Origin of the sequence: Bradyrhizobium cenepequi, from assembly GCF_020329485.1 — a bacterium.
In the GTDB taxonomy this organism is placed as follows: Bacteria; Pseudomonadota; Alphaproteobacteria; order Rhizobiales; family Xanthobacteraceae; genus Bradyrhizobium; species Bradyrhizobium cenepequi.
Map to the genome: position 1 here is coordinate 354981 of NZ_JAGKJI010000001.1, position 15989 is coordinate 370969.

General features: G+C 63.9%; 14 protein-coding genes. 7 read left to right on the forward strand and 7 right to left on the reverse strand.

Annotated elements, in window-relative coordinates:
* Positions 1–87: 87 nt before the first annotated feature.
* A complete protein-coding gene (locus tag J6497_RS01780) occupies positions 88–1161 on the reverse strand; it encodes a carboxylesterase family protein (RefSeq protein ID WP_225702497.1) in 1074 nt (357 codons plus the stop codon).
* Between the two features lie 16 nt (positions 1162–1177).
* Positions 1178–2149: a S1C family serine protease gene (locus J6497_RS01785; RefSeq protein ID WP_225702498.1), complete on the reverse strand. Its 972-nt coding sequence runs from the start codon at positions 2147–2149 to the stop codon at positions 1178–1180.
* Positions 2150–2457: 308 nt separating this feature from the next.
* Between J6497_RS01785 and J6497_RS01790 the strand changes: the two genes are divergently transcribed.
* Positions 2458–2952, forward strand: a complete 495-nt coding sequence (locus J6497_RS01790) for an NUDIX hydrolase (protein WP_225702499.1) — start codon at positions 2458–2460, stop codon at positions 2950–2952.
* The gene (locus J6497_RS01795) at positions 2949–3371 is read left to right on the forward strand and encodes a DUF1810 domain-containing protein (RefSeq protein ID WP_225702500.1); all 423 of its coding nucleotides are present in this window, start codon (positions 2949–2951) and stop codon (positions 3369–3371) included. The genes J6497_RS01790 and J6497_RS01795 overlap by 4 nt, the downstream gene beginning before the upstream one ends.
* Before the next feature lie 145 nt (positions 3372–3516).
* Here J6497_RS01795 and J6497_RS01800 read toward each other — a convergent pair whose 3' ends face one another.
* The 3 genes from J6497_RS01800 to J6497_RS01810 form a co-directional block, all read right to left on the reverse strand.
* Complete coding sequence (locus J6497_RS01800) at positions 3517–5034, reverse strand: AMP-binding protein (protein WP_225702501.1); 1518 nt, start codon at positions 5032–5034, stop codon at positions 3517–3519.
* 281 nt (positions 5035–5315) lie between these two features.
* The gene (locus J6497_RS01805; RefSeq protein WP_225702502.1) at positions 5316–7205 is read right to left on the reverse strand and encodes an AMP-dependent synthetase/ligase; all 1890 of its coding nucleotides are present in this window, start codon (positions 7203–7205) and stop codon (positions 5316–5318) included.
* A 132-nt stretch (positions 7206–7337) separates the two neighbouring features.
* Positions 7338–7562: a dodecin gene (locus J6497_RS01810; protein ID WP_225702503.1), complete on the reverse strand. Its 225-nt coding sequence runs from the start codon at positions 7560–7562 to the stop codon at positions 7338–7340.
* 208 nt (positions 7563–7770) lie between these two features.
* On the opposite strand from J6497_RS01810, the gene J6497_RS01815 reads away from it, so the two are divergent.
* Positions 7771–9009, forward strand: coding sequence for a cytochrome P450 (locus J6497_RS01815; RefSeq protein WP_225702504.1), 1239 nt, complete (start codon positions 7771–7773; stop codon positions 9007–9009).
* Between the two features lie 22 nt (positions 9010–9031).
* Here the strand turns inward: J6497_RS01815 and J6497_RS01820 are convergent, their stop codons facing one another.
* Together J6497_RS01820 and J6497_RS01825 are read right to left on the reverse strand one after the other, a co-directional pair.
* Complete coding sequence (locus tag J6497_RS01820; protein WP_225702505.1) at positions 9032–9337, reverse strand: hypothetical protein; 306 nt, start codon at positions 9335–9337, stop codon at positions 9032–9034.
* Between the two features lie 258 nt (positions 9338–9595).
* Positions 9596–11284, reverse strand: a complete 1689-nt coding sequence (locus J6497_RS01825; protein WP_225702506.1) for a Na/Pi cotransporter family protein — start codon at positions 11282–11284, stop codon at positions 9596–9598.
* Between the two features lie 419 nt (positions 11285–11703).
* Here J6497_RS01825 and J6497_RS01830 point away from each other — a divergent pair, with 419 nt between their 5' ends.
* The 4 genes from J6497_RS01830 to J6497_RS01845 all read left to right on the forward strand — a co-directional run bounded on the left by J6497_RS01830 (position 11704) and on the right by J6497_RS01845 (position 15950).
* Positions 11704–12903: an ABC transporter substrate-binding protein gene (locus J6497_RS01830; protein WP_225702507.1), complete on the forward strand. Its 1200-nt coding sequence runs from the start codon at positions 11704–11706 to the stop codon at positions 12901–12903.
* An 8-nt stretch (positions 12904–12911) separates the two neighbouring features.
* Positions 12912–14642, forward strand: coding sequence for an FAD-dependent oxidoreductase (locus tag J6497_RS01835; protein ID WP_225702508.1), 1731 nt, complete (start codon positions 12912–12914; stop codon positions 14640–14642).
* A gap of 10 nt (positions 14643–14652) precedes the next feature.
* Complete coding sequence (locus J6497_RS01840; RefSeq protein ID WP_225702509.1) at positions 14653–15468, forward strand: IclR family transcriptional regulator; 816 nt, start codon at positions 14653–14655, stop codon at positions 15466–15468.
* Positions 15469–15626: 158 nt separating this feature from the next.
* Complete coding sequence (locus tag J6497_RS01845) at positions 15627–15950, forward strand: hypothetical protein (protein ID WP_225702510.1); 324 nt, start codon at positions 15627–15629, stop codon at positions 15948–15950.
* Positions 15951–15989: the final 39 nt, after the last annotated feature.

A 15989-nucleotide genomic window follows, 5' to 3' on the forward strand; every position in this document is an offset into this window, starting at 1 on the left:
GTAGCCCGGGAGGAGCGGAACGCGCAACCCGGGACCCCTGCGCCAGCGTAGCGAGTGGTCCCGGGTTACGCTGGCGCTTCACTCGGGCTACGACACTTCATTCAGCCATTCCAAAATCACCGCATTCATCTCGCGCGGGTAGGTATGGCTGAGATCGTCGATCTCGCGATAGGTGACGGCAGCACCGGTCGCGCTCAGCGCCTGCTGCGTCTGGCGCGCGACCTGCACCGGAAACATCCAGTCGAGCTTTCCATGCACGATATGAATCGGCAATTCGCGCAGCCGTTCTGCATCTGCCATCTCGGCCATCAGCGGATGAAACGTCGCGGCGACCGGCGCAAGGTGGGTGAAGGGCGAACTGCCATCAAGGCCTGAGACGTAGCAGAACGTGCCGCCGTCGCTCATTCCCGTCATCAGCATCCGCGTCTCGTCGATATTCCAGCGCGATCGCACGAAACCGAGGACGCGAAGAAGATTCGGCGTGTCGATGTCATCGCCCATCAACGCCCAGGTGCTTCCACGCGCGGTCGGCGAGACCAGGATGGCGCCGCGGCTGCGGGCATCGCGCAGCCAGCTCCACAAAAAGCCGCGGCCATTGCCGCTGCCGCCATGCAGCGCCATCACCAGCGGCCAGGCGCGATCAGGCGTGTAATATTCCGGCACGTAGAGCGAAAAGCCGCCGCGGCTGCCAGGCTCGTTGCTATCGTGGAGGATGCCGGTCGTGTCACCGGCAGGCTCGGCCAGCCGCGCCAGCAGTTCGGCATCCCCGCGCAAGGCGGGATCGGTGAAGAACTCGTTCACCGGCGGTATTCGTGCGGCCAGCGGATAGAGCGCTTCCAGCGCGCGCGGCGTGTAGCGCAGCGCACGAAACACGCTCACGAGATCACCATTGCCATCCTGCACCGCGCGCAGGCCCTGATAGGCGGCGAGCACCGCGTCGCTTGCGGCTTCGAGCTGCGCCCTGATCGCGGCAAATTGCTCCGGCCAGTCGGCGAGCCGCGGACGAACGGCGCGCAGCGCCTCGTCCGGCTCGCCCGCGATCTCCATCACATGGCCGAACTCCGGCGGGTGCAGATGGCGCGCGATGAAGCTGAGCGATTCCAGCGTCTGCAACAGCGGCGGCAGCACGGCCACGATGTCGTCCACCACGGCCTCGCTCATCGAACCGCTCCTGATCTCAATGCAGCCGCGGCCCCTTCAACAGTTTCGTGCGATCGATCGAGGCCAGCGTGACGTCGAAGGTGACGCCTTCGTGATAGACGGTGAGCGGCACGTCGACGCCAGCGGTGCCGAGCGACCAGAGCTTGCGGTAGAAGCTCGCCTGGCTCAACACCTTTTCGCCGTTGACCGCGAGAATGACGTCGCCGGTCTTCAGCTCGGCGCGCGCCGCCGGGCCCTTGCTTGCGATGCCGACCACGACAATGCGGTTGTCGATCTCGGTGGTGTACATGCCGAGCCAGGGCCGCGACGGCTTGTTGACGCGACCATATTTGCGCAGATCGTCGAACACCGGCGTCAACAGGTCGATCGGCACCATCATGTTGACATGCTCGGAACGCTCGCCGCGCTCGCGTTCGAGTTGCAGCGAGCCGATGCCGACCAATTCGCCCTTGCCGGAGATCAGCGCGGTGCCGCCCCAATTGGGATGCGCGGGATAGGTGAAGATCGCGTCATCGAGCAGATATTCCCAATAGCCCGCGAATTCCTGCTTCGCCACGATCTGGCTCGCCAGCGAACGCGTTCGGCCGCCGGCGCCGCCGACCACGACATTGTCACCGACCTTCGTGGTGGCGGACGAGCCGATCGGCAGCGGCTCGATGCCGGGCTGTCCCAGCGCCTGCACCAGACCGAAGCCGGATTCGAAATCGAAGCCGAGCGGGTGGCCCTCGACTACACGGCCGTCGCCCATATGCAGCCACACGGTTTCCGCTTCAGTGATGAGATAGCCGATCGTCAGCACCAGCCCGTCGTCGATCAGGACGCCATTGCCGGCGCGCTCCGTGCCCAGCGTCTCCGCGCTGAATGCATCGGACGGGATGATGGAATGCAGCCCCACCACGGCAGTGAGCGCGCGCTCGAGGTCAAACTTGTAGTTGCCGGAACTGGGCTGGTGGGCCGGCGGCACTCTCCATTCGGTCAAGGAAGGCATGAAGGATCTCCGTAAGAATCGCGTTTCCTTCGACTAACGCCGCACCCAATAATCAATGTCCGGCCGATCGTCCCAGAGCCAATATAACAACGAAATCGGCCCAGCGCGAGCGGGCTTCACGGTTTGGAACGACTACAGACGTATCAGCCCCGCCATTGCTGATAGTCGCGCCGGACTTTCCCGCCGCTTGCAGCCGGCCGCGTGGGCGCTCGCATGCGCGTCTTGAGCCGATGCGAGACGTCGCATACATGCAGGCCAACCCGGTCCTGTCCGACGGAGCCGAAAATGCTTGGCGGGAGCAAAGATCGTTGAAGGCGGCACGTCGCGCGCCCGCCGCAAGTGCGGGCATCCTGATGTACCGCCGTTTGGGGCCGCGGCTGGAAGTCCTGCTCGTGCATCCCGGCGGGCCTTACTGGAGGCGCAAGGACGAGGGCGCCTGGTCGATCCCGAAGGGCGAGATGGATGGGGAGGAGGATGCAATGGCCGTGGCGCGCCGAGAATTTGCCGAGGAGACCGGCGTCGTCCTTGATCAGCCACTCAACGCGCTCGGCGAGATCCGCCAGCGCGCCGGCAAGCGGGTGATCGCCTTCACCGTTGAAGGCGATCTCGATGTGCACGCTATCAGGAGCAATACGTTCGAGATCGAGTGGCCGCCGAGAAGCGGGAAGATGCAGGCATTTCCGGAGATCGACCGCGCCGAATGGTTCGATCTCGCTGCCGCACGTGCGAAAATCCTCGAAGGTCAGCGGCCGCTGCTCGATCGCCTCGCCGAGCTTGTCGGCCCATCAGGGAGGAGCCCATGAGCGACCGCTTTGATCTCGCGCGCTTCGTTGAAGCGCAGGCTCCCGTTTATCGGCAGGTCGTGGCGGAGCTCAGCCGCGGCCGCAAGCAAAGCCACTGGATGTGGTTCATCTTCCCTCAGCTTGCCGGTCTTGGGTTCAGCGCGATGGCGCAGCGTTTTGCGATCACCTCCCGCGACGAGGCCATCGCCTATCTGCAGCATGACATCCTGGGACCGCGGCTGTTCGAATGTACGCGTCTCGTCAACGCCGTCGAAGCCAAGACCGTCAGGGAAATTCTCGGCAGCCCCGACGATCTGAAATTCCGCTCCTCGATGACCTTGTTCGCCGCCGTGTCGTCAGCGCCCGAATTCCGCGCTGCGCTGAAGAAGTACTATGGCGGTGAAGCCGACCAAAGAACGCTGGCGTTGCTCGGCGGTTAGCCTTCGCCGTCATTCCGGGATGCGCCGGTGGCGCAGGCCCGGAATCCATCGGGCCGCATGAGCAAGTGGAGAAATGGATTCTCTGATGTGCAATTGCACATCATAGCTCGATGCTGTCGCATCGCCCCGGAATGACGGCTTGCGCTCACTCCGCCTTCGCAGTCATCCGCGAGGGCATGATCCGGAACGGGCGATTCTCCTTCAGCCATGCGGCGCGCTGGTCGCGCAACAGCGTGCGGCGGACCTTGCCGGAATCGTCGCGCACCTGCGCATCCACGAATTCAAAGCTCTCCGGATGCTTGTAGCGGCTCAGCCGATCGGCGAGGAAATCGCGCATGCTGTCGGCAATAACTTGCGCGTCGGCCGATGGATCGCACTCGACAATCGCATGCACCCGCTGGCCGAGTTCAGGGTCGGGCAGGCCGACCACGACGCAGGAGCGCACGTCCGGATGCGCGCACACCGCGGCCTCGACCTCCGCCGGATAGATGTTGGCGCCGCCGCGCAGGATCATGTCGGCGAGCCGGTCGCCGAGATAGAGATAGCCGTCTTCATCCAGCCGGCCGATATCGCCGAGCGACTCCCAGCCGTCGGCGCGGCGTTTCGGCTCGGCGCCGAGATAGTGATAGGTGGTGCCGGCGCCGTCACTGGGCAGGAAATAGATCTCGCCGGTCTCGCCGGGCGCGACATCGTTGCCGTCCTCGCCGATGATGCGCAGCCGCGCGGTCTCGCCGATCTTGCCGACCGAGCCCTTGTGAGCGAGCCATTCGACGCCGGAGATGATGCAGGCGCCCTGCCGCTCGGTGCCGCCATAGAGCTCCCAGATCCGCTCCGGGCCCAGCCATTCGATCCATTTCTCCTTCAGCCATGGCGGCATCGGCGCCGCCATGTGGAACACGACCTGTAAGCTCGAGACGTCGTAGCGGTTACGCACGTCGTCCGGCAGCGCCCAGATCCGGTGCATCATGGTCGGCACGAAATTGATCCATTGCGCGCGCTCGGCCTCGATCTGCCGCAGCGTCTCCTCGGCGTCGAACTTGGTCAGGCCGGTGAGCCGTCCGCCGCCGAACAGGGCAAAATGCGAAACGATGAATGGCGCGTTGTGATACAGCGGCCCCGGATTGAGCACGGAGGCGCCGAGCGGCATGCCCAGCGGCAGTGCCGCAGTGGTATCGACCACGGCGGGCAGATGATCGAGGATCACTTTCGGCCGCCCGGTCGAGCCGCCACTCGTCATCGCCTTCCAATAGCGCGCCACGGGCGCTGTGAGCGGCTCGTCGGAATAACCTTCGGGCACGAAGCCGATCGGCAGCGAATTCGGCGCATTCCAGTCGGGCTCGCCGCCAACCACCAGTGCGGGCTTGACGATATCGAGCACCGCCGCTGCCTCGCCGCGCGGCAACCGCCAGGACAGCGAGGTCGGCGTCGCGCCGCACTTCCATACCGCGAAGGTGGTCTCGAAGAAGGCGTTGCTGTTGGGCAGCCCGATCGCGACGAAGTCGCCGGGCTTGACGGCCTTGGCCGCAAACGCCCGCGCGCGGGCATTGGCACCGCGCTCGAGTTGTTCCCAGGTCAGCGTATCCTGTCCATGACGAATTGCGATCGTGCTCGCCGACTGGCGTTCAGCATACCAGCGCGGCACGTCGGCGATCGGGATCAACATGAAGGCGTTTCCATTTGGTGGGCTGCTTGCAGCCGCTTGTGTGTGTTTTGGATGGTGTAGCGTGGCGCACTTCATCAACAGGAGACGATGCGAGTCAAGCCGCGGCTGAGAGCGACGAAGGCGGAAAGCGAATTCGCCATTCGTTCGCGTCAACGACCACTGCCGTCATTCCGGGGCGCGCGTCAGCGCGAGCCCGGAATCCATCGGGCCGCGGGCGCTGGTGGAAAAATGGATTCCGGGTTCGATGCTGCGCATCGCCCCAGAATGACGGCGTGTGTATCTCACCGTCTATCAGCTGATCTCTCGATCGCGCGCGCCGGCGACGCTGCGGGACGTGCTCCGTTTGGTGGCCTGCGCGTGTAGATCTGTTCGATCTCCGCGGCAAAGCGATGCTCGAGTGCCGGGCGCTTGTTCTTCAGCGTCGGCGTCAACAGGCCAGCGGCAACGGTCCATGGCTCGAGCGTCCACCATACTGCGCGCGGTGTCGCATAGGCGGGGAAGCCTTTGACGGCTTCAGTGATCCGTTCGAGGAGGAATGCGCTTTCCGCGTCGGCGCCGCTGCCCAGAAGCCTGGCCTTCTCCCGTTCCCACACTTTCGCATTCAGCACCACGAGCGTCGCGATAAAGGGACGGTTCTCGCCGATCACCATGGCCTGCTCGAACAAGGGATCGGCGAGGATCGCGGTTTCGAGATCGACGGGCGCGATCTTCTCGCCGGTCGAGGTCACCAGGATGTCCTTGATGCGGCCGGTGATACTGATGCGGCCACCTTCGATGCGCGCCTGATCGCCGGTATGCAGCCATCCATCGGCTTCCTTGACCCGGCGCGTCTCTTCCGGCCGGTGCCAATAGCCGAGCATCACGTTCGGCCCGCGCACCAGCAGCTCCTGATCTTCGCTGATCCTGACCTCAACACCGTCGAGCGGCCGGCCAACCGAGCGCGGATCGTTATCGTCAGCGGTGTTGACGGAGACGACGGGTGACGTCTCGGTCATGCCGTAGCCCTGCAGGATGTCCAGTCCGAGCGCGAGGAACACTCGGATCACCCGCTCGCCGATCGCTGCGCCGCCACTGACGGCTACGCGCAGCCGTCCACCGAACTGAGCCAGCACCTTGTCGGCGACCAGGCGCTTGAGCAGCGGCCAGGCCATCCGGTCGAACAGCGACAGCTTGCCGCCTTCCTGCCTCGCATCAAAGCGGCGTCCGCCGACGGCAATGGTAAGATCGAGCAGTTCGCGTTCGAAGGTGCCGGCCGCCTCGCTGTGCTGCATGATCAGCGTATAGATGCGCTCATAGATGCGGGGCACGGAGATCAGCACGGTCGGCCGCACCTGCTTCAAATCGTCGGAGAGCTGCTGTACCGATCGCGCATAGGCGACGCAGGCGCCGGCCGCGATCGGATAGTAGTAGCCGCCGGTGCGCTCGAACGTATGCGACAGCGGCAGGAAGGACAGGAAGATATCGTTCGGACTGGCGGCGATGCGCGCGTGGATCGCCTTGATGTTCGCCACGATGTTTCCGTGCGACAGCATGACGCCCTTGGGGCGCCCGGTCGTGCCGGAAGTGTAGACGATCGCGGCAAGGTCATCCGGTTGCAACGCCACGTCGCTCGTGGTGACCTCGGCCGCGGGCTCCAGCCAGGATTTCAGCGCCACGACACGATGATCGGTCGCTGCCGTGCTTTCGGTACCTTGCAGATCGACGCAGACGACACGCTTGAGCGTGTCAGTCGGCGCGCCGGCGCTCGCAAGGGTCAGCCAGCGGTCGATAGTGTCGACCAGTAGCAGCGATGCCGCGGAATCCTTCAGGATGTAGACGATGCTTTCGGGATTGTCGATCGCGTGCATCGGCACCGGCACCAGGCCGCGCGACAAAGCGGCCTGATCCATCGCGATATGCTCGATGCCATTGGGCATCAGGATGGCAACGCGCTCGCCGGCTGCGAACCCCTCGGCTGCCAGCACGCGCCGCCAGCGGTCGAACTCAAGATCGATCTCGCACCAGGAATGGCTGACCCAGTGCCCGGCCGCCAGCTCGAAATGCCGGTAGGCTTCAGCATGCGGCGTTGCCCGGACGCGCCAACGCAGCAGCTCGGGCAGCGTGCGGACCTGCGCAAGCGTGTCCGGTAAGCAAGCTTGCGGAATCGAATGGGCGCCGGACAGTTTCTCCATTTGCACTTGGCCTCCAGACGACGTTGAGCGTCAAACAAAAACATAAATCTGTCGCATGGGGGCCACATCAAATGTTTGACCTGGCGCAAGAACGGAGACGTCGTGCGGCCGTTGTCGCCGGCAGTGCTGGACTCATTCCTCCAGTGTGAATCCAACCCGCAGCGTGACTTGGTAATGGCGAACCGCGCCATTCTCGATATGGCCTCGCGTCTGCACGACTTCGAACCACTTCATCTCGCGAATGGTCTTTGCTGCGCGGGCGATGGCGTTCTGGATCGCATCCTCGATGCTCGTCTCGGACGATCCGACGAGATCCAGGATCTTGTAGACGTGGTCCTTCTCGGCTGTCGTTGGCATGGCAAACCTCCGTTGCAAGGCGTTTCGGGTCATTTGCGGCGCGTCCTCGATCAGCACCTGTGCTTCCATCCTGCGCCGGCGAGACCAGGCACGTTACGATCGTAACAGACTATCGGTCCTTCGAAATAGAGCTGAAACTCCGCGCGGGCAACATTCGCCTCCTGCACGAGCCGGAATTTGGGCGTGACAGAAGAGCGGAGAGCGTACCATGCGAGCAGAGATCAATGCCGACAATTTTTCCGTGGGCTCCGCTGGCGGCGAAATCCCGACGGTTACCTTGAAGCAACTTGAAGCGGATCCTCACGGCGCCTTCCGTGCCTACCGCAAGGAATACCCTGTGGTGCTGCACGAGACCGGCGGATATTTCGTGCTGCGCTTTTCCGATGTTGACGGTCTGAGCAAGGATCCACGCTTCCGCCCCAGCGGAACGATCTTTCCCGAGATGCAGGGCTTTGGCACCGGAACCATGTTCGATGCGTTCGACTATGGCATGCTGACGGCCGATGGCGATGTACACCGGCGGCGCCGTGCGCCGTTTTCGCGATTGTTTGCTGCCCGCGCGATTAATGAGATGCGTCCGAGTATTCGCCGCACCGCCGAGGACCTCATCGAGGATTGGTATGGGGTAGGCGAGCTAGACTTCTTCAATGAGTTCGCGGCCAAACTGCCTGCCCGCGTCGTTGCCGATCTCCTGGGACTTCCGCGCGAGGACATCCCGGAGTTTACGCTGCTGGTCTATGAGGTGACGAAGATCTTCAGTCTTGGGTTGAACCCCGACGATGTCGTTGGAATCGAGAAGGCGGGGCATCGGCTGCGCGAGTACGTCGATAAAGTCCTCGATGAACGTCGCCGCAGCCCGAGCGGGGATTTCCTGTCCGCCTTCCTGGCTGCCGCTGCCGAAGGCGGTGAAATGTCCCCCGAGGAGATACTTTACCAGATCTTTGCACTGGTCGTCGGTGGCACCGATACCACCAGGGTCGCGATCGTAATGCAGGTTGCTCTTCTGCTTCAGCATCGTGTGCAATGGGCGGAGGTGTGTCGCGATCCGGATCGGATTTCAGGCGCGGTCACGGAGGCGATGCGCTTCGAACCAAGCGTTGGGGCAGTCACAAGGGTCACAAGCGAGGATGCGGACATTGGCGGGACCGTTATTCCGGCCGGCCAGCTTGTCGCGCTATCGACCATGTCGGCCATGCGTGACGAGATGGCCTACGACCGACCTGACATCTTCGATATTCATCGCACTGGCCAGCCACGGCTGCATCCGATCTTTGGCTATGGCGCGCATCGGTGCATCGGCGAGGCGATCGCTCGCGCCGAACTGGAGGAAAGCCTCAGCGCGATCACTGCCCGCATACCGCAGCTCGATCTGGATGTGCCGCCGACAATCAACGGCCATTTCGGCATCCGTCGCGTTGATGCCATGCGAGTGTCCTGGAAGCCGTAGATTGGTCCGGCAACGGTCTGCGCTACAGACGCCGCCGCGACCGCAATTGGCTGGATATCCGGCGGCTGCGGTCTGCCAGCTCGTTCGCCTCGAGATCGACGGCGGCGGAAGCCAGGCGATAGCTGCCGATCATCCCGATGACGTCAGCGGCCGAGACCTGTGGCCGAGCGCCGCCGGAATCGCGCTGGACCGATGGACTGCCGATCGTCAGCCTGGTCGCTGCGTCGACGCAAAGCGCCTGGTACGCCTGCCGCTGGGGCTTGATGATGATCACACATTCCCGGTTGGCAGAGTAAGGCACGCGGAAGCTCAGATATGAGACGGTCATCGTCGATCCTGTTCACGGGCAAAGTTCCGCCGTTCGCGGACGAGGACGCCCGCGGCCATTGCTTCGTGAGATTGGGAACGGGGTTACGTGTCGGTTTCGCTAGCCCGTAGCGACAAGGCGCGCGGACAGAGTGTGGGTCTGGGTGCTCATGACCCAACACGTAACGCGAATCCTTGAAAAGTCGCTTCGAGATATTCCTAAAATTGGATGCAACCGCGGGATTGTCGTCGGCGGGGAATAGCCTTGGCGTTCGCCAGGCTAGCCACGACCGACAAGATGCGCTGCAGAGCGCCAAGCGTGACGTGACAGGGCTTCGAGGCTTCGAACCGTCTCGACGCGAACGAGCGCCGCGTCGGCGGTAAGCGTCCCGTTGGCGACCGCGCCCAGTGTCGCGTTGCGGTGGGGGCGCAGCATTTCGCCAAGTTGCGTCGCACAGCGCTCGAGCTCGGGCATGGCCTCGTCCGTCGAAATCGCGCGCGGACCGGCCATGACGTCGGCGCCAGGCGAGGCCGGCAAGATCGGCGGCGATCCGGCGGCGCGGGACGACGCCACCACTCCGCGCGCAATCGCGGCTGCACTTCGCATCGCTTCTGCGCATAACTCCCGGGCGCGGATGTCCTCCGGTCCGCCACCCACCGAATCGAAATTGATTCCTCCATTCGCCAATTCGGTCAGTCGAGACGCATGGTCGAGCGCATGCAGCGTGCTGGTGAGGTGTCGTTGCTCGTCTTCGGTCTCAGGCGGTCCGCTCACATCCGACAGGAATGTTTGTGCCTGCCGCAAGGCATCGGCCGCATCCGGTACCGATGCGGCGTCCTTCCCCAGACGGATTGGTACGGCGCGGCCGGCCAGGGCCGCTTCGATCGAACCGCATGCCGTTGCGAGCGCGCGTGCGATCGTTTGCCGCACCGCTTCGACCGCCACGATCGGGGTCGCAAGCGCGGAGGAATCGAGGGGCCGCGTGAGCGGTGAGCCGCGCTCGGGCAGAATACGCTCGACCAATCGCGTGAACCAGTCGACCAGCGGCAGCAGGACCAGCACGCCGACGACATTGTACGCTGTGTGATACCCGGCCAGCAACGTGACGCCATCGACGGTGTTCGAAGCACGCACGAGCAGCGGGGTGACGACGGGAAAAAGCGTCAGCGCGATAAGAGCGGCGATAAGCTTGAACAAGACATAAGCGATGGCTAGCCGTTTGGCAGTGGTGCTCGCGCCAATAGCGGCCAAGGCGGAACTCGTCGCCGTTCCGATGTTCTGGCCAATGATCAGTGCGCAGGCCTGGTCCAGCCCGACCGCACCGGCGAAGTAGCCGGACAACGTGACCGCGACGGCGGCTGTTGACGACTGCATCAGCGCGGTCATCACCAGCCCGACCACGACCAGCGCGAGCACGCCGAACAGACCCGACCACCACGGACCTTCGGGACTGGCGAGAACGGTAGGCAGGTCCGCCGGATGCAATCGTTCGGCCAGCCCGCCCATGCCTTGCTGCAGCGTCGTGAGCCCAAAGAGCACAAGCCCGAATCCCGCGAGAGCGGCGCCTGCGCCGGCTATTCGCCCGCGAGCCAGAAGCTTGGTCAACGCACCAACGAAGATCATCGGCAGGGCCGCGGCCGTGAGCGAGACGCGAACGCCGATGAGCGCGACCAGCCACCCGGTCCCCGTGGTACCGACATTCGCGCCGAAGACGAGGCCGAGCCCTTGCTGGAACGTCAACAAACCGGCGCTGACGAGACCGATCGTCGTCATGGTCGTTGCACTGGAGGACTGCACCAGAAGCGTGACGATGGCGCCCCAGAAGGAGCCGAGCAGCGGCGTTGCCGCCGCCTTGCCGAGTACCGTGCGCAGCGTGGAGCCGGCCAGCGCCTTCAGGCCTTCCGTCATCACGGTCATGCCAAGCAGGAAGAGACCTACGCCGCCGAGTGCTGAGATTGCCGTGGACATGCGGGCTCCCGACCATCACGCCAGCTCCGGCACTGTAGCCTAGTTGCGGCGCGAAGGCAGCCGACAAGGCTGTGCGCCCTGTGCAACCAGCGCGCCGCGGTTGCCTATCTCTCGCGGCGAACAATTTGGTTCGTCGCCGTACCTAGCCGGTTGAACCACGGCGCGGCCATGGCTGGTGAACGAGCGCGGACTGGTCATCAGGGTGAACTTTTCCGACGGAAAGCTAACGCTCGATTAGCGCGGTGGAACGCTGGCCTACTCGCGCCCAAGTCAACCGATGGCTCCTGCTGGCCCAAGTCGGTGACCTGGCTCGACGCAAGTATCGGGAAGATTTCGCCATTGACAAACTAATTCGTCAGTATCTAATTTGCTGCCAATGCAGAACAGCCGGCGAACGGCATCAGGAAGGGGAAACGACGATGAGAGGGCTTTTGGCCTGCGCCGTGCTCGCGGCCGCGACATCGGCAGCCAGTGCGCAGGTGTCCGATGACGTGGTGCGGATCGGCGTGCTGACCGACCTGTCGAGTTGGGGCCGCGACAACAGCGGCCCGGGCTCCGTTGAGGCCGCCAAGATGGCGGTCGAGGAATTCGGCCCGACTGTACTCGGCAAGCCGATCGAGATCATCAGTGCCGACCATCAGATGAAGACCGATGTCGGCGTGCAGATCGTGCGCGGCTGGTTCGATAACGGCAAGGTCGACGCCGTGGTCGACATCCCCAATTCCGGTATCGCCATTGCGGTGCATAACATGGCGCGCGAGCGCAACAGGATCGCGCTGCTCTCCGGTCCTGGCGCGAGTTCGTTAACGGACGAGCTGTGCAGCCCGAACACCGTGCATTTCAGCTACGACACCTACGCGCTGTCGAAGGTGACTGCGTCAGCCGTGATCAACCAAGGCGGAAAATCCTGGTTCTTCGTCACCGCGGACTACGCCTTCGGGCAGCAGCTGGAGAAGGACGCCACTCGCTTCATCAACGAGCTGGGCGGCAAGGTGCTCGGCAGCGTGCGGCATCCGACCAACACCGCCGACTTTTCCTCCTTCGCCCTCCAGGCGCAGAGTTCGAAGGCCGACGTGGTTGCCTTTGCCAATGCCGGCCAGGACACCGACAACGCGATCAAGCAGTCCGGCGAATTCGGCCTGGTTCAGGGCGGCCAGAAGCTCGTGGGCCTGTTGATGTTCGACACCGACGTGCACGCGATCGGGTTGAAGGCTGCGCAAGGTACCTACATGACCACGTCGTCCTATTGGAACATGGACGAGGCGACCCGCGCCTGGTCGAAGAAATTCTTCGCGCGCACCAATGTGATGCCGACTATGATCCAGACCGGCGTCTACGGTTCGGTGCTGCACTATCTCAAGGCGATAAAGGCCGCGGGCACCGACGATCCGGCGAAGGTGATGGCGAAGATGCGCGAGCTGCCGATCGAGGATGTTTTCGTCCATGGCGGCAAGCTGCGCGAGGATGGCCGCGTCATTCGCCCCATGTATCTTGCAAAGGTGAAGCCGCCCGAGCAGTCCAAGGAGCCGTGGGACTATCTCGAGATCGTCAAGATCGTGAAGGGCGAAGACGCCTATCGTCCGGTCTTCGAGTCGAAGTGTCCGCTCCTGAAGAAGTGAGGTCGAGCATGATTGGCAACGAGCGCGACACGGGCGACACCTACGAGTGCGATGTGCTCGTGGCCGGATCAGGTGCGGCCGGCATGTCGGCCGCGATCACCGCGCGCTCGCGCGGTCTCGACGTGCTGATCGTGGAGAAGGAATCGCGCTTCGGCGGCACGACCGCGCGCTCCGGCGGCTGGCTCTGGATTCCCGGCACGTCGCTCGCGCGCGCCTATGGTATCGAGGAGACGCCGGATCAAGCGCGCACATATCTGCGGCATGAAGCCGGCAACAATTACGACGCCGCGCGCGTCGACGCGTTTCTCAGCGCCGGCCCCGAGGCGGTTGACTTCTTCACGACCAGGACCGCGGTTCGCTTCGACATGCCGCTGGTGTTCCCGGACTATCATGCCGAGGCGCCCGGCGGCGCGCAAGGCGGCCGCTCGATGGTGACGCGTCCGTTCGATGGCCGCGAGCTTGGCGAGCACATCAAGACGCTCGGCATGCCGCTGCCCGAGCTCACCGTGTTCGGCATGATGCTCGGCTCTGGCAAGGAGATCATCCATTTCATGCGCGCGACGAAATCGTTGACGTCAGCGGTCTATGTCGCAAAGCGCCTGTCGCGTCATCTCATGGACGTGCTCCGCTATGGCCGCGGCATGACGCTGACCAACGGCAATGCGCTCGCAGGAAGGCTGAGGAAATCCGCTCTCGATCTGAACATCCCGATGTGGTTGTCATCGCCGGTAAGCGAGCTGACGGTCGAGAACGGCGCTGTGACCGGTGCGCTCGTCACACGTGACGGACGCGACGTGCGCGTCCGCGCGCGGCGCGGCGTCGTGCTCGCCTGCGGGGGCTTCCCGCATGACGTGGCGCGGCGCAAGAAGATGTTTCCGCACGCGCCAACCGGTGCCGAGCACTATTCACCGGGACCAACCGGCAATACCGGTGACGGCCTGCGGCTTGCGGAAACGGCCGGCGGTCGCATCGAGCGCCTGCCGAATGCGGCCGCCTGGGTGCCGGTCTCGTTGACGAAGCGCAAGGATGGCTCAAGCGGCGTGATGCCGCACTTCATCGACCGCGCAAAGCCGGGCGTGATCGCGGTGATGCGCGACGGCAAGCGCTTTGCCAATGAAGGCAATTCCTATCACGACTTCGTCCAGGCGATGATGAAGGCGGCGAAGCCGAACGAGGAAATCGCGGCCTTTCTCATCTGCGACCACAAGACACTGCGAAAGTATGGCCTCGGCTGTGTGCCGCCCCTCCCCATGCCGATTGGCCATCATCTGCGCACCGGCTATCTCATGCGTGGCGATACGCTGGAGGCGCTTGCAGCACAGGCCGGCATCGATGCGAGCGGTCTCGTCGCGACGGTCGCGCAATTCAACGCCAGCGCGGCACTAGGACACGACGCTGCCTTCGGCAAGGGTTCGAAGGCCTACAACCGCTACCAGGGCGACGCGCTGCACGGCCCGAACCCCTGCGTGGCGCCAGTAGCCCGAGGTCCCTTCTACGCCGTCAAGATGGTGATCGGCGATCTCGGCACCTATGCCGGCATCGTTACCGATGCGAACGCACGCGCGCTCGATGCCGAAGGCCGCGTCATTCCCGGCCTCTATGCCGCCGGCAACGACATGGCGAGCATCATGGGCGGTAATTATCCGGGCGCCGGCATCACGCTTGGGCCGGCGCTGACCTTCGGCTACGTTGCCGGACGTCATCTCGCCGAAAGCGCTACGGAGCGTGGCGCGGCGTGAACGGGAGCGCATGAAACCAGCAAGCCGCGGTATTCAGTCGATCGAGGTCGGCGGACAATTGCTCCGCGTTCTCGCGCGGAGCGGCGAGCCAATGATGCTGCGCGATCTGGCGCGTGAGGCCGGAATGGCACCGGCGAAGGCTCATCCGTACCTCGTGAGCTTTTCGCGCATTGGGCTCATCGAACAGGACGAGACCACGGGGCGCTACGAGATTGGAGCGCTGGCGCTCGAGCTTGGGCTTATCAGCCTGCGCCGCCTCTCGGCCGTGCGGATCGCCACCTCAAAGATCCGGACGCTCGCCAACACCATCGATCATGCGGTCTCGCTCGCCGTTTGGGGCAGCTATGGCCCAACCGTGGTGCAGATCGAGGAGCCTAGTCATCCCGTGCACATCGCGATGCGCGTCGGCTCGGTCATGGCTCTGCTCGAAACGGCCACTGGCCGCGCCTTTGCGGCCTTCTTGCCATCAAAGACGATCAATGCCGCGCTCGACAGCGCCCTCGACCGCTTTGGCGTCGGCTACAATCCGAAGCGCGCGACGAAGGGCGCCAAGGTCTCCGAGATGCTCGCTACAGTGCGTAAGCACGGGCTCGCACGCGCGCTCGGCGATCCCTTGCCCGGCGTCAATGCCCTCGCAGCGCCAGTGTTCGATCACGCCGGCCACATCGCGCTCGTCATCACCGCGATGGGGCCCGAGGCCACGTTCGATGCTGGCTGGGACAGCGCAATCGCGAAGGCCCTCTGCGAGTGTGCCGGCGGGATCTCGAAGCGGCTCGGACATGGCAATCGCGTGGGCGATGGTGATGACACCACAAAGCCGAAATGAGCATGGAATCTGACGGCCGGCCGTCAAGGGCGATTTCGGCGCGCGCTTTTCATGTTAGGCTGCAGACTGGTCCGACGCAGCGGCTACGATATGTTAGTAGACGTCTTTGAACGACCGACGCAGTCCTGCGCGTTGTCATCCGCACGAGGAGCAGTCAAATGAAGGCCATCTCAGCTCTCGCAGCACTAGTGCTGTGGCTCGCCCCGACTTTCGGCGCGCAGGCATCCACGTTCGCTCATTGGTGTGAGCGGGCGGTGAAACAGCGTATGCTGACGCCTTCGGCGTATCGCCGGATCAATCTCATCGAATCGAGGCGGCCGATGTTCTTCGAGCCCTATTTTGCCTGGAGTGGCCCCGATATCGGGCTGTGGCTCCCGCCGCAGGCTACCGGCCGCCCTGTTGCGTTCGTAGAATATGACATTCGCAACAGGTTCGGCGTTCCACTGCGGTCTGCCGCCAAGTGCGTCTACGGTCGAGATTGAAGCCGGGAAACGTGACGCCGTTTTGCGTGCTTTCGACGC

What these genes read in the sequence shown, in the direction of transcription:
- J6497_RS01780 (WP_225702497.1), bottom strand. Translation starts at nt 1,161, where the DNA reads ATGAGCGAGGCCGTGGTGGACGACATCGTGGCCGTGCTGCCGCCGCTG.
- J6497_RS01785 (WP_225702498.1), bottom strand. Translation starts at nt 2,149, where the DNA reads ATGCCTTCCTTGACCGAATGGAGAGTGCCGCCGGCCCACCAGCCCAGT.
- J6497_RS01795 (WP_225702500.1), top strand. Translation starts at nt 2,949, where the DNA reads ATGAGCGACCGCTTTGATCTCGCGCGCTTCGTTGAAGCGCAGGCTCCC.
- J6497_RS01800 (WP_225702501.1), bottom strand. Translation starts at nt 5,034, where the DNA reads ATGTTGATCCCGATCGCCGACGTGCCGCGCTGGTATGCTGAACGCCAG.
- J6497_RS01805 (WP_225702502.1), bottom strand. Translation starts at nt 7,205, where the DNA reads ATGGAGAAACTGTCCGGCGCCCATTCGATTCCGCAAGCTTGCTTACCG.
- J6497_RS01810 (WP_225702503.1), bottom strand. Translation starts at nt 7,562, where the DNA reads ATGCCAACGACAGCCGAGAAGGACCACGTCTACAAGATCCTGGATCTC.
- J6497_RS01815 (WP_225702504.1), top strand. Translation starts at nt 7,771, where the DNA reads ATGCGAGCAGAGATCAATGCCGACAATTTTTCCGTGGGCTCCGCTGGC.
- J6497_RS01820 (WP_225702505.1), bottom strand. Translation starts at nt 9,337, where the DNA reads ATGACCGTCTCATATCTGAGCTTCCGCGTGCCTTACTCTGCCAACCGG.
- J6497_RS01825 (WP_225702506.1), bottom strand. Translation starts at nt 11,284, where the DNA reads ATGTCCACGGCAATCTCAGCACTCGGCGGCGTAGGTCTCTTCCTGCTT.
- J6497_RS01830 (WP_225702507.1), top strand. Translation starts at nt 11,704, where the DNA reads ATGAGAGGGCTTTTGGCCTGCGCCGTGCTCGCGGCCGCGACATCGGCA.
- J6497_RS01835 (WP_225702508.1), top strand. Translation starts at nt 12,912, where the DNA reads ATGATTGGCAACGAGCGCGACACGGGCGACACCTACGAGTGCGATGTG.
- J6497_RS01840 (WP_225702509.1), top strand. Translation starts at nt 14,653, where the DNA reads ATGAAACCAGCAAGCCGCGGTATTCAGTCGATCGAGGTCGGCGGACAA.
- J6497_RS01845 (WP_225702510.1), top strand. Translation starts at nt 15,627, where the DNA reads ATGAAGGCCATCTCAGCTCTCGCAGCACTAGTGCTGTGGCTCGCCCCG.